Genomic DNA, 13,242 nt, shown 5'->3' with positions numbered 1-13,242 from the left:
TGCCGAGATTGGCCAGGCCAACACCTCAGTTCCGCTCAAGCAAAGGGATAGTAACTCCAACCGCACGGCGGTCACGGCGGTTGGAGTCAGGGGGAACGTAGCAGCGAACGACGGGCTGCGCAAGGGCAAAGTAGGCGCCGACGGTGGTCGACTGGGGGGAGCCGCGGGGACCAAACCGCCGTTTGGGACGGCGCCGGGCGGGCTTGCCGCGTAGTTTGGGGCGGCACCGGCTCGGCAGGCTATATCCTGGTGCGCGCGAGCAGAAGTGCCTCCGGCCCGGGGAGTTGGCGAAAGAGAAGGAGTTCGCCGCGACTAAGGAGGACTTCCGCGCCTACTGCTCGGCAACCGATTAGCGACTACGCTGATTGCCACCATGGGTTCCGATTCAAGCCCGCCACCAGAGCATCATTGGGCGGACTAGGCCAATCGCCTGCGACCCCCGTCGTGCGGGCAGTAGGAAAAAGAATTCGGGCCGCGGCCGAGTGCGCACTCCGCCCCCAGGACTGGGGCCGACGGCGGAGGTGTTACTCCAAAGGGGATGGATACCGGACATTTCTCACTTGCGCGCAAGCGGACATCTGAAACTTGCCTTGACACTTGCTGTAGATGCACGGGCCGAGCCGCCCGGCGCGCGGCCGGTCCATGGATTGGACCGGGCTGCTTGCGACCGATTGCCGTCATAAGTCATCCGACGGCTGACCGGCTCCTGCCAACTGCCAACCGGACGCCACGGCGGTCTCAGGCACGCGTGCAGTCGCGCGGTCGCGCGGTCGCGCCAGCCACGTCAACAGCGTTTTGAACAGCGCATCCGGGGCTATCGGTTTGGCAACGTAGTCGTTCATACCGACAGCAAAGCACTTCGCCTTGTCTTCCGGAAAGGCGTTTGCTGTCATGGCAAGAATGGGAACCCTGGAGCCGTTCGGCTGCTGCCGTATCTGTCGCGTCGCTTCGAGCCCGTCCATGTTGGGCATCTGCATGTCCATCAGAATCACGTCGTAGGCATGTCGATCGGCCAGCACCACCGCTTCGGCACCATCCGCGGCCACATCCACCAACAAGCCAACGGACTTCAGCAGTTCTCTGGAAACCTCCATGTTAGTCGGTTCATCTTCAACCAACAGGATGCGGCAACCACCATAATGGCACAACAGAGTCGCCTCGATGGAATCGGCAGCCGAGGAAGTTGCAGTTGTCGGGTTCGGCCTGCCGATCTTGAGCCGTGCCGTAAACCAAAAGATGCTGCCCCCACCGAGGGTGCTCTGGGCCCCGGCATCCCCGCCCATCGATCGGGCCAGGCGGCGGGTAATGGCGAGGCCCAGGCCGGTGCCGCCGTACTTTCGGGTGAAGGAGTTGTCGGCCTGCTCGAAGATCGCGAACAGCCTAGGCAAGGTCTCCGGTGCAATGCCGATGCCCGTATCCTGGACTTCAAAGCGCACCAGGACGCTGTCTGCCCCCTCCGCTTCGGCGGTGGCACGCAGCTTCACCGTACCGGTTTCCGTAAACTTGACCGCATTGTTGGCGTAATTCAACAGCGCCTGTTGGAGCCGCGTGGGATCGCCCAATACCGTCCAGGGCACGGGCGGGACCTCGACCAGCAGTCGGAGATTCTTCGCTTGCGCCTGACTACTGAGCATGTCTACAACATTTTCTGCGATGGCGCTGAGATTGACTTCCGCTTGCTCAAGACACAACTTCCCCGCCTCGATCTTCGAGAGATCGAGAATGGCGTTGATGATTTCCAGCAAGTGTTGACCGGCCGCCTGAATCCGGTCGAGCCGTTCGGTTTGTTTCGGAGCAAGGCCATCCCGTTTCATCAGATACGCCATGCCGGTAATCGCGTTGAGTGGGGTGCGGATCTCATGGCTCATGTTGGCTAGGAAGGCGCTCTTGGCACAGTTGGCCGCTTCGGCAGCATCCTTGGCAAGCAATAAGTCGTGAGTCCGCTCGACGACCAGTTGCTCCAGGTGGCGATGGTGGCGCTCAAGCTCGGCCTCCGCCCGCTTGCGGTCGGAAATATCCTGTAGCAAGGCGATGAAATGGTCCGCCGCGCCTTCCGCCGTGCGAACGCAGTGCACCGAAAGGGCAACAAAGATCTCCGACCGATCCTTACGGATGAATCGCTTATCCAGCGCATAGCGGTCGAGGTCCCCCCGCAGCACGCAGTCGAACTGAACGACGTCGGCCGCCAAGTCGTCTGGGTGGGTCAATTCCGCCCACGTCAGCTGCACAAGCTCCTCCCGTGAATAACCAAGCATCCGGCACAGGTGTGCATTGACTTCGACCCAGCCCTTGGCGAGCGACGTGATGGCGAGACCGACCAATGGCAGATTGAAGTAGGAGCGTAATCGACGCTCGCTTTCACGCAGCGCATGCTCGGCGGCCTTGCGCTGGGTCGCGTCGATACAGATCCCAGTCATGCGCACGGCTTGCCCCGCTGCGTCGTAGGCGGTGTCACCAACTGTATCGACCCAACGCACCTCGCCAGAGGGCAGAACAATCCGGTATTCGCTGTTCAGCGGGATGTGCTCGCGGATGGCCTCGTGAATGCGCGCTCCAGCCCCCACCCGATCTGCCGGGTGAAGCGCGTTGCGCCAGACCTCGAAGCTCGCCGCGAACGCGGCCGGATCAAGTCCGAAGAGCTGGAAGAACTCCTTCGACCAGTTCAGGTGGCCGGTCCGGATATCCCAGTCCCAGATCCCCGCCGCGGCGGCGCGCTGCGCCAGGGAGAGGCGCTCCTGGGCCTCAAGCAAGGCCGCTTCCTGCTGCCGGCGTGCGGTGATGTCCAGTCCGATGCCGGCGACGAAGATGTTTCCCGCCGCGTCCTTGAACGGGAACTTGGCGTTGAGCCAGACCGCGCGACTGCCATCGTGCTGCGGGGTCTCCTCGATCATTTCCAGCGGATGGCAGCCGGCGAGCACGTCCAGATCGTTCCGGCGTAAGGTGGCGGCAACCTCGGCCGGCCACATATCGGCATCGGTCTTTCCCTGCCAGTTCGCCAGACGCACCCCAAACCGCTGTTCGCAGGTCTTGTTGATGTATACATACCGCCCCTGCGCATCCTTCATCCAGGCAATCGCGGGGCTGTGGTCCATGAATAGCCGAAAGCGCTCTTCGCTCTGCCGCAGCGCATCCTCCGCCTGCCTAAACCGCGTCGTCTCGGTTAGCGAGAACGCGAGTCCCGTCACTACGTTGTGTTCGTCTTTGACCGGCTTCAGACGCCAATCCCAATAGGTCATACCCTGTTCCGGCTGGCCCGCGAATGCGAACGGCCTGTCTTTGTAGAAGACCGCCTCGCCCGAGTCGCGAACCTGGCGGAAGATCGCCTCGTTTTCGGCGTGGGGCTGCAAGGCGAAATGGTTCTTTCCCAGCAGTTCCTCGGGCGCCATCCGGCAGGCTTGCGCGTAGGCGGCACTCACCCACACGAAGTTGAACGCCGGATCGAGCAGGACCAGCATCGCGTCGGTCGTCTGCATGACGCTGTCGAGTACGTGGTATTTACGCAGCTCTTGAATCAATGCGTCCCGACTTAGATTGTCATAGTGAGGCAACTGCAAATCTCCGACTTTGCTGGTCTGTGCTGCGGGTAGGATAACGATGCGCAAGGCCTGCGCGACGCCGCCCCGCAGGCCAGTTACCTGGACAATCAGCCCACTTTCTCACGCAGGATTGCCACGATTTCCCGGGCCGCGGCGGTACAACTCTGTGGTGTCAGATTGAGGTCAAATGCTTGATTCAAGACATCCATTACGAACCGCTCAGGTTTGGCCGCGTTTCCTCGCATCTTCAGCCCGAAGATGATGTCGGTGGCCTCGACCCGGTAGCCGTCAAGGTCTGCAATGCTTTTTGCCGCTTCGCCCAGCGGATTCCACCGAGCAAGAACCTGTGCGACCGCCGCGATTTGCGCTTCAGTCATTTGATCTCTCCGTAATGACGATGCAACTTTAGGATGGACCTGGTACTCGACCTATTCGAGAAACACCACGCCAATCTTTGCGACACCCTCGCCCAGGTCTTTGATCCAGCGGATCTCGGCCGGGAGCGGCGCCAGGCGCTCGACCTGCACCATGCAGATCATGCCTTCCTGGAGCCAATCATGCTTCAGGGTGATCAGCCCGCAGCCTGCCAGCGCCTCGTTGACGACCAAAGCGGCGAAGGCGGGCTTAAACTGGGCCCTGTCTTCGTACACGCTCGGGTCGATCCATGCCACGGCGCCATCGGCGGGTGGAAAGCGGATACCTTGGCGATCGGTGTATTCCACGGTGAGCTCCTCGAAGTTGAATAGTTGATCCTATCGCGTTTGGTTGAGGTAGATAAGTACCCCCGCCAACACCAATGCCGCCAGTACGGCAAAACTGATCTTCCACACCGACCAGGGCCGTTCACCCTGCACTTCGCCGGTCTGGCCATTGACCAGAAAGCGCCAGGTCTTCTCGGCATACTGATAGGTGGACAGCCACACCGGCAACAGGATGTGCTTAAAGCGGATCTGGTGGTAGCGCGGCGCCATCTGGTGGATCCGCTGCTCATCGCCGCCGATATCGTGACAGATGGCGGCACGAATCTCCGGTTCCATCCGCGCCCGGGCGGCGGCAAACCCGTCCTCCAGCCCGATCTGGTAGGCCTCGACGGTGAAGCCGGCCAGATAGTCCTCGCGATAGGGTTGCAGGCCACCGAGCTTCCAGGGTTCCAGATTATTCAGATAATCGCGCGGCAGTGACTGGCTGGCCGGCACCGTCACATCATCGAAATTCACCGCCACCTGGCCGGCGGCCGGGCGCCAACGGGTGTGCTGCACCTCCCGCGTCTTGGTCTCACCATTCTCGACATAGCGCTCGGTGACATAATAGTGATCACCGCGCTCGCCCTGGTAGGGTGTTAGCGTCTCGCTGTCATAGGTCCAATAAGGCAGGTAGATGCCCTTGAGCCCGGTCGCCGCGCGATACGCCTTCTTGAGCGCATTGGGGGCAAACCACAGACCCTTGATCCAGTCACGGAACTGGGTGCGGGCCCGCGCCTCGGGGATGTCGAAGGGTGCCACGGCGCGTGGCGCAATGGTGCGACCGACATAGGCATTGCCGGCAATCAGGGGGATGGCACAGAACGGACAACGGTCCGCCGTGATATGGGCCGGCAGTTGGGAGGCTGCACCGCAGCCCGGACACTTCACCGTCTGGCGTTCGATGGCCGGTTCATTGCCGAGTGCCTGGGCCAGGAAGGCGGTATAGTCGAGCTCTTCCAGCGCCTGTGCGGTGTCCTGCGCCGCGGGCTGCTCCAGCGCGTTCTCGCCCCCGCAGTAGGGGCAGCGCAGTGCCTGCTGCCCGGGGGCGAATTCCAGCTTGGCACCACAGGAGGTGCAGGGATAGAAGTGGGTAGACATCGTCATCGCCTCTGTTCAGACAGCACTGGGTGGGCCGGCACGCGCCGCACCCTATTCAGCGGCTAGTGCGGCGGCAGTGGCGGCGGGACTTGGGCAAACCAGGCCGCCAACTCGGCCTGTTCGCCGGCCGGCACCCAGGCGGCCATGCCCGGCTTCCAGACCAGCGATTCCCGCTGAAGTTGCCCGGACTGAATCTGTGCCTGCAATACGGGAAGCGTGAATGGCCCGGTCTGCTGGTCATTGCTGGCGACAAAAAAGCTGACCGCAGCCGGTATGGGCGGCGGCGTGGCCGGACCGGCCGCCGGCGCCGGGGGCGCCGTCTGGAACAGGCCGCCCATGGCCTGATTGAGTCCGCTCGCGACCCCCATGCCCATGACGGCGCCGGCCGTACCCGGGTTTTGCGCCGCGTCGCGCATGGCCTGGGCGGCCTGATACTGGGCGAACTGGTTCATATTACCGATCGCGCGCATGGCCCCCTGCTGGTCGATGGCCTTTTCCACTTCCTCGGGCAGTCCGACATCCTGTACCTGCACCTCGGTCAGCGCCAGGCCGAACTTCTCGAAATCGGGGGCGATCTTTTCCTTCAGGCGCTCGCCCAAGAGGCTGACCTTGCCTTCCAGATCGATGACCGGTACGCCAGCCTCCGGCATGACCTCCTTGATACGCGAACCGACCTTGCCGCGCAGATTCTCTTCGATATCGCCGACCGTGAACTCGGCCTTGGTACCGACCAGCTCGACCAACATCACCGTGGGGTTCTTGATGCGGATGGCATAGATGCCAAAGGCGCTGACCCGCACCACGCCGAACTCCGGGTCACGCATGGTGGCGGGGCCGGGAGTACCCCACTTGAGATCGGTGAAGATGCGGGTGTTGAAGAAATACACCTCCGCCTTGAAGGGCGAGCTAAAGCCGAACTTCCAGCCCTTGAGTGTGCTCAGGACTGGCATGTTCTCGGTCGTCAGCGTATACATGCCAGGAGCGAATACGTCGGCCACCTGGTCCTTGCCCAACTGCCCTTCATTCACCATGACGGCCAGTTGCCCTTCGCGCACGGTGAGCTTGGCGCCCATCTTGATCTCGTTCTGATAGCGTTCAAAACGATGCACCAAGACATCCGGCCGGTCTTCGGTCCACTCGACGATGTCGATGAACTCCGAGGTCAGTTTGCCCCACAAGCCCATGCTCTTACCCCCCAATCAGGTCGTGGACGATGCCTAAAGGGCGAAGTATGGCGGCGCGGCCGGCAGCGGGCACGGGGGTTGGCGGTTCAGTACGTCGGCAGCGGCGCGCGCTGGCGGGGGCGCTCCGCGGCGAACGTCCCGCGCGGGCACCGCCAGACGACCTGCCGCAGGCTTCTTCCTTGCCGCGGGCGGGATCCGGCACCATCTCGGGGCCGGTGTCGCCACCCTCCCCCATTCACCGGCCCCACCCGAGCGCCGTTTACAGGATAATGACCAGCCCGTCGACGTCCAGGACTAACCCCTAGGGTGACCACCTTCGATCCGCTGCAACTCTTCGCCTCTCTGGTCGGTTCCGCCGCCTGGCCAGCGCTGCGCCTGATTCTGCACCTAGCGTTCTTCCTCGCCGCGTGTGTGATCCTGTGGCGCGCCTGGGCGCAACTCCAACCGGTCGACGCGCGCCCGCCGGGCGGCGTTGTCGGCCTGGTCTCGGCGCCGATGCTCGTCTTGCTCGCGGTTTTTCTGGCGGTGCTCATCTACGAGGCGAGTTGGCAACTGACCGGGCTCTTCCGACCACAGTTTGTTACCTTTATGCAGTCGCACGACCGCCGCGAGTTCAACCCGGCCCACCGCATTGCGCGCGGGCGCATCCTTGACCGGCGCGGTCGGGTCCTGGCACTGAGCCGGGAGGTCGAAGGCCAGGTCTATCGCGTCTATCCATTCGGCCCGGCCTTCGCCCACACGGTCGGTTACAGTGACCCCCAGTTTGGGGCCATTGGGGCCGAGGCGGCGGCCAACGCCCAACTCAACGGGGCGACGCCCCAGACCCTGGCCTCGTGGAGCGAACTGGGTCGCCAACTGCTGACCAAGGACCAGCGCCCGCGCGGCCAGGACCTGACGCTGACCCTGGACAGCGAACTGCAACTCCTGGCCTTGGAGCGGCTGGGGGATCGCGCCGGGGCGGCGGTGCTCATGCGCACCCGTGACGGCGCCCTGCTGGTGCTGGCGACCAACCCGGCCTTCGATCCTAACCAGTTGGAGCCCGACCTGTTCCGCACGCGGGCGCCTGGTACGCCGCTGTTGAACCGCGCCACCCAGGGGCTCTATCCGCCGGGCTCGGTGTTCAAGGTGGTGATGGCCGCCGAGGCGCTCGAGGCCGGCTTCACCGGCACCCTGAACTGTCCGGCAGAGGGCTATACCACCTCGCAACATTACCCGCCGATCCGCGACCACGACTTTTACAGCGCGCGCAAGGCGGGCCGCGCCTGGTCCGGATTCGGCGCTTTGGACCTGCCGACGGCCTTCGCCGAGTCATCCAACGTCTTCTTCGCCCAACTCGGGGTGCGCTACGGTCATGACGCCTTTGCCCGGACCGGGGAACGCTTCCTGTTCGACCGGCAAGTCCGGCTCTATCCGGGGACGGATCGTTACGGGAGCCTGAGCACTGGCCGCCTGCCTCGGCTCGCGCAGTCCGACCTCTATGGGCTGGCCCAGGCGTCCATCGGCCAGGGTCGGGTGCTGGCCTCCCCCGCGCATCTGGCGACCATCGCCGCGGCCGTGGCCAACCGGGGGCTTGCCATGCGCCCGCGCCTGCTGGCCCAAGAGCCCCCCGCGCCCTTGGGCCAGTATATGTCGCCGCAGACTGCCGCCAGGCTGGCCGGGATGATGCGCAAGGTGGTCACCGAGGGGACCGGCCGCGGGATCAATGGTGCGGACCTGGCAATCGCCGGCAAGACCGGCACCGCCGAGAACCCAGGCGGGACCGCCCATAGCTGGTTCATCGGTTTTGCCCCGGCAGCCGACCCAACGCTCGCGGTCGCGGTGCTGGTGGAGCACGGCGGGTTTGGCGCCAGCGTGGCAGCACCCATCGCCCGCGACCTGCTGGTCAAGGCCCTCGAATTGGGGGTCGGGCCATGAGCGCCCCGCGTGACGGGGCGCGGTCAGGTCTGGCCGCCAGCTGGCAGGGGCGCCACGGCGAGCGCGAGCTGCTGCTCTCCTGCATCGGCTTTATGGCCCTGGGCTTCGTGTTGATCCTGGGGGCGGACGCCGCCGACGGCCGGCGGCTGGCCGCCACCGACCTACTCCCACTCCTCCTCTATGCGCTCTCCCTGGCCGCTGTCCACCTGACCCTCGTGCTGGCCGGTTTTCGCGGCGATCAGGTCCTGACGGCGACGGTCGCCGTTCTCTCCGGCTTCGGCCTGCTCGTACAGGTCCGGATGGGGGCCTTCCGTGGCGATGCCGGGACCCTGACGCTGGGGCTATGGCTGGTGCCCGCCGGGCTGGTCATCATGACGGCCGGTGCCTTGATCTTGGCAGACGGACGCTACCGGATACTGGCGCGGGGCCTATGGCTGTGGGCTGGACTGTCGCTGCTGCTGGTGGTTGTGCTGCTCGTCACCGGGCAGCGCTTCCGTGGCGCCGTCTACGCCCTGGGATTCACCACGCCGACCGAGGCCCTCAAGGTCACGGTGGTGCTGGGCCTGGCCGCTTACCTGGGGCGGCACGGCCAGGCCCTGGCGCAGTGGCGGGCTGGCCTACCCCCTTGGCGGGCACTGTGGCCACTGCTCGCCTTTTGGGCGGCGCTCACCGGGCTCCTGGCGTTGCAACGCGACCTGGGGATGGTGCTGATTCTGGGCGTGGCCCTGCTCGTCATGCTGGTCAGCGCCACCGGGCGGATCGGCTATCTGGTTTACGGACTGTTGGCCGCGGCGGGGTTAGGGTCGCTGATGCTCGTCTTCTTCGCCCACGGGCAGCGCCGCATCGACGCCTGGCTGGACCCCTTCCAGGACCCGACCGGCGAGGGGTGGCAAATCCTCCAGGGGCTGTCAGGGATGTACGCCGGTGGTCTTTGGGGTGAGGGCTTCGGCATCGGCAGCCCCGAATACACCCCGATCGCCGCCGCGGATTTCATCTATTCTGTGATCGGTGAGGAACTGGGATTCCTGGGCTGCGTCGTAGTGGTACTCTTCTTTCTGGTGCTGTTCCAGCGCGGGATTGCGCTCGCGGGCCAGGGGCGTTCGCCGTTCGGGCGACTCCTGGCCTCCGGGCTGACCGCCGTACTGGCCGCCCAGACGGTACTCAATATCGGCGGCGTGACCAAGTCGATCCCCTTGACCGGCACCACCCTGCCCTTCATCAGCCACGGTGGCGCCAGCCTGCTCACCGCCTTCGCCGCCATCGCCCTGTTGCTCGCGATCTCGGACGGCGAGCCGGGCCGGGGCGAGAAGCCGCCCCGGGCGACCCGCAGTCGCGCCGTCGGCGCCGTGCCGTCGCTAGGGCAACCCAGGAAGGTCCGGCGCACAACCGCGCGGCCGACAGCGGGCTCATGAGGGTAAACCGCCGGGCGGCACACGCGTTTACCAGCGCCCGGCGGCGCCGGTTTGCGGTCTACGCTCACGCCCGCGCCAACGTTTGATCAACTTCGCTTCCCGGGGAGACCGGTCGCCATGATGCTCAAGGCCAACCGCACCGACCAAGATCACGCCAGTCGGACCAAGCATATTCTGATCCTCGTGGAAAATCTGCCGGTTCCGTTTGATCGCCGGGTCTGGCAGGAAGCCACGTCCCTGGTCCAGGCAGGCTACGAGGTGTCCGTGATTTGTCCGCGCACTCGGGGCTTCACGCAACGCTACGAACTCCTGGAAGGGGTCCACATCTACCGCCATTTTCTCCCGCTGGAAGCGTCCGGCATTGCGGGATTTTTTCTGGAATATGCCAGCGCATTGGTGGGTGAATTGCGGCTGGCGCTCAAGGCGTCGCGGCGTCGCCGTATCGACGCCATTCAAGCCTGCAATCCGCCGGACTTGCTGTTTCTCGTGGCGGCGCCATTCAAGCTCTTTGGCGTGCGCTTTGTCTTTGACCATCATGATACCTTTCCGGAGCTATTTCAGGTGAAGTTTCCCCGGCTCAAGTTACTTTATCGGGCCACCCGCCTGGCGGAGTGGCTAACCTTCCGCATGGCGGATCGGGTGATTACCACGAGTGATGGACTGCGGCGCATGACCGCCGCGCGTAACGGCAAGTCACTCGCGGAAATCACGCTGGTGCGCAGCGGTCCGGATTTGCAGCGGCTGCGGCACCCGGCTGCGAACCCGGCGTTACGCGAAGGCTTTGCCCATGTGGCGCTCTATATTGGCATCATCGGGCAACAGGATGGACTCGACCTGCTGATGCGCGCCGTCGCCCACCTCGTCTATCAGCTCCGGCGCACCGATACCCTGTTTATCGTCGTCGGCGATGGCCCGCAGAAATCGGCCATCGAGGCACTGGCGAGCACCTTGAACATCGCGCCCTATCTGCGATTTACGGGATATCTCAGCGGCCCGCCCTTGTTTGAGCGGCTGGCGAGCGCAGATATCGGTGTGTGTTGCGACCCCAAGAACGCCTTCAACGATAAGCTCTCCATGAACAAAGTCATGGAATATATGAGTTTCGGCCTGCCGGTGGTCCAGTTCGACCTGACCGAAAATCGGCTGTTGGCTGGCGACGCGTCGATGTATGCCGGCGACGACAACGATCCCCACGCCCTGGCGGAGGCGATCGACGCCCTGCTGGATGATCCGCAACGGCGCCAGCGCATGGGGCATCTGGGGCGCCAACGGATTGAGTCCGAACTGGCGTGGTGTCACCAGGTCGCGGCCTATCTGCGGGTGTACCGGGAGTTGCTTGGTGGCCCTGAGTCGAACGCGGGTTCGGCGATCCTCACGTAAAAAGATTCAGGTAATGCTGGGTCATGGCTGCCACCGTATAATCCTGGGAACGACTTCGCAGCCGCGCGGACGCAGTGGGATGATCAAGGGCGTCTGCCAGTGCGGCGCCTAGGGCGGCCGCGTCGCCAACCGGAGTCAGCCAGCCAAAACGGCCGTTCGCCAGAATTTCCGCCGGACCGCCGCAGTTAGTGCTGACGACGGACACGCCACATGCCAGCGCCTCCACCACGGTCAAGCCAAAGCCTTCGTGGCGTGAACTCACGGCCAGCACTGCGGCCCGGGCGAAGAACGGCAACGGATCGGCCTGGAAGCCCGGCAGTTCGACATCGGCGCCGACCCCTAACCGGTCGCGCAGGTCGAGGAGTTCCCTGCGCTTTGATCCCTCCCCCAGGATCAGCAGGCGGACCGGGCGTTGCCGACGCACCAGCGCGAAGGCTTCCAGCAGCGTGGGGAAGTCCTTGACCGGCTCCAGCCGGCCGGCTGCAACGATCACCGGAATGCGCGCATCGTTTAGCCACGGATGTTGGCACGGTACGGCGGCGCGTTGGGCCAGGTCAGGGGTGACCACCGGATCGGGGATCACGGTGATCGTGCGGCGATCCAGATGCGCGTAAGCCGCCAGATCGTCCGCAACGCTGTTTGAGACCGCCACCACCGCCGCTGCATGAGGATAGGTGAGTGCGCACAGGCGGGGTAACACCCGATATTGCCAGCGGCCGTGCATCCTGGCGTGGGCCGACAGCACAGTGCGTTCCGATAGCATGATACGGGTCGGAACCCGTGCGAGGGCGCGCGCCCAAACGGCGATGAGGTTATTATGTGTGATACCCGACAGCAGCACGGCAGGTCGGTGTTCGTGCAGCCAGCCAACGAGTTTGGGTAAGGCCCGCAAGGTTCGCGAGGCGTCGAGGGAATCCACCGGGATCGCGTCAGCGCGCGCGCTGTCAAGCAATTCGCCGCGCGCTCGGTCGACGACCAGACGCGGCGTCCAACCGCTGACCCTGAATCCAACCGCCAGACGCAGCAGCGTTCGTTCCGCGCCGCCACCCGTGAGGTCGGGGAGATAAAATGCAATCGTTGGCATGACTATCCTCAAGAACAGCAGTGCCCTACCAAGGGCGGGAGACATGGTGAGTCGTCAATGGCAGCGCTGGCTAACAGCACTTAGTCTGGATCGCATCGCGCGTCATTGGCTGGGCGGACGCGGACTGATTGTGATGCTGCACCGGATTGCCGCGGAGCCTGGCGCCTGGCGGGGCAATCCTGGCCTGTGGATCACGCTCCAGCAGCTACGGGGCATTATAGTCACCCTGCGCGATGAGGGTTACGAATGGATGTCGCTGAGTGACGCACTGACCCGACCGGCCAGCCGTCATCAACCTCGTTTCGCCTGTCTGACCTTCGACGACGGATACCGCGACAACTATGAGCTGGCATTGCCCCTGCTACGTGATTGGGGCATTCCCGCAACCATTTATGTCACCACGGGTTTCGTCGAGGGCACGGTCCCAGACTGGCGGCACGGGCTGGAATCGATTATCGCCCAGCACCCGGTACTGGAGCTGCGCCTGCAACAGCAGCAGGAACGTTTTTCCACCGCTGGACCCGGCGAAAAAGATTCTGTCTATCGGCAGGTCTGTGACCGCTTAAGTGCTGCCAAACCCGTGACGCGAGCCCAGGCACTGTGCCAGCTCGCGCAGGACTACGGGGTGGATTTTGACCACAGCAGCTTGGATCAGATGCTTACCGTACCCATGTTACGCCAATTCGCGGCCAGTGGGCTGATCGAACTGGGCGCGCGGCTTTTCGTCCGGAGTTTTTCGAGCACAACCAGCAGGCATTTCTCGCCGGGCGAGCCGGCCAAAGTCAAAAGAAATGAACATCGAACGTCCAACATCGAACATCCAACATCGAATGAAACCGGCACCATTCGGTTCAGCGTTCGGCGTTCGATGTTCAGTGTTCGATGTTTGTC

The 13,242-nt window shown here is 64.0% G+C and carries 10 protein-coding genes; 4 read left to right on the top strand and 6 right to left on the bottom strand.

The window, feature by feature from the left end:
* Positions 1 to 677: 677 nt before the first annotated feature.
* From QZY44_RS27660 to QZY44_RS27640, 5 genes are all read right to left on the bottom strand, one after another.
* Positions 678 to 3,548, bottom strand: coding sequence for a PAS domain S-box protein (locus QZY44_RS27660; RefSeq protein ID WP_295455692.1), 2,871 nt, complete (start codon positions 3,546 to 3,548; stop codon positions 678 to 680).
* Between the two features lie 95 nt (positions 3,549 to 3,643).
* A complete protein-coding gene (locus tag QZY44_RS27655) occupies positions 3,644 to 3,913 on the bottom strand; it encodes a hypothetical protein (protein WP_295455690.1) in 270 nt (89 codons plus the stop codon).
* A 51-nt stretch (positions 3,914 to 3,964) separates the two neighbouring features.
* Positions 3,965 to 4,258: a hypothetical protein gene (locus tag QZY44_RS27650; protein WP_295455688.1), complete on the bottom strand. Its 294-nt coding sequence runs from the start codon at positions 4,256 to 4,258 to the stop codon at positions 3,965 to 3,967.
* Between the two features lie 30 nt (positions 4,259 to 4,288).
* Entirely contained in the window at positions 4,289 to 5,377 is a 1,089-nt protein-coding gene (locus tag QZY44_RS27645; RefSeq protein WP_295455685.1) for a hypothetical protein, read from the bottom strand.
* A gap of 62 nt (positions 5,378 to 5,439) precedes the next feature.
* Positions 5,440 to 6,555: an SPFH domain-containing protein gene (locus QZY44_RS27640; RefSeq protein WP_295455683.1), complete on the bottom strand. Its 1,116-nt coding sequence runs from the start codon at positions 6,553 to 6,555 to the stop codon at positions 5,440 to 5,442.
* 312 nt (positions 6,556 to 6,867) lie between these two features.
* On the opposite strand from QZY44_RS27640, the gene QZY44_RS27635 reads away from it, so the two are divergent.
* The 3 genes from QZY44_RS27635 to QZY44_RS27625 all read left to right on the top strand — a co-directional run bounded on the left by QZY44_RS27635 (position 6,868) and on the right by QZY44_RS27625 (position 11,267).
* Positions 6,868 to 8,475, top strand: a complete 1,608-nt coding sequence (locus tag QZY44_RS27635) for a penicillin-binding transpeptidase domain-containing protein (protein WP_295455681.1) — start codon at positions 6,868 to 6,870, stop codon at positions 8,473 to 8,475.
* Positions 8,472 to 9,887, top strand: a complete 1,416-nt coding sequence (locus QZY44_RS27630; protein ID WP_295455679.1) for an FtsW/RodA/SpoVE family cell cycle protein — start codon at positions 8,472 to 8,474, stop codon at positions 9,885 to 9,887. Before QZY44_RS27635 ends, QZY44_RS27630 begins: the two co-directional genes overlap by 4 nt.
* 117 nt (positions 9,888 to 10,004) lie before the next feature.
* Entirely contained in the window at positions 10,005 to 11,267 is a 1,263-nt protein-coding gene (locus QZY44_RS27625; protein WP_295455677.1) for a glycosyltransferase family 4 protein, read from the top strand.
* Here the strand turns inward: QZY44_RS27625 and QZY44_RS27620 are convergent.
* Positions 11,260 to 12,351, bottom strand: a complete 1,092-nt coding sequence (locus QZY44_RS27620) for a glycosyltransferase (RefSeq protein WP_295455675.1) — start codon at positions 12,349 to 12,351, stop codon at positions 11,260 to 11,262. The two genes, QZY44_RS27625 and QZY44_RS27620, sit on opposite strands and share 8 nt — an antisense overlap.
* On the opposite strand from QZY44_RS27620, the gene QZY44_RS27615 reads away from it, so the two are divergent.
* A partial coding sequence (locus QZY44_RS27615; protein ID WP_295455673.1) for a polysaccharide deacetylase family protein occupies positions 12,350 to 13,242 on the top strand: 893 nt, incomplete at its 3' end. The genes QZY44_RS27620 and QZY44_RS27615 overlap by 2 nt on opposite strands.

It is taken from the genome of uncultured Thiodictyon sp. (assembly GCA_903837595.1).
In the GTDB taxonomy this organism is placed as follows: Bacteria; Pseudomonadota; Gammaproteobacteria; order Chromatiales; family Chromatiaceae; genus Thiodictyon.
This window is presented reverse-complemented; position numbering and strand designations above follow the sequence as displayed.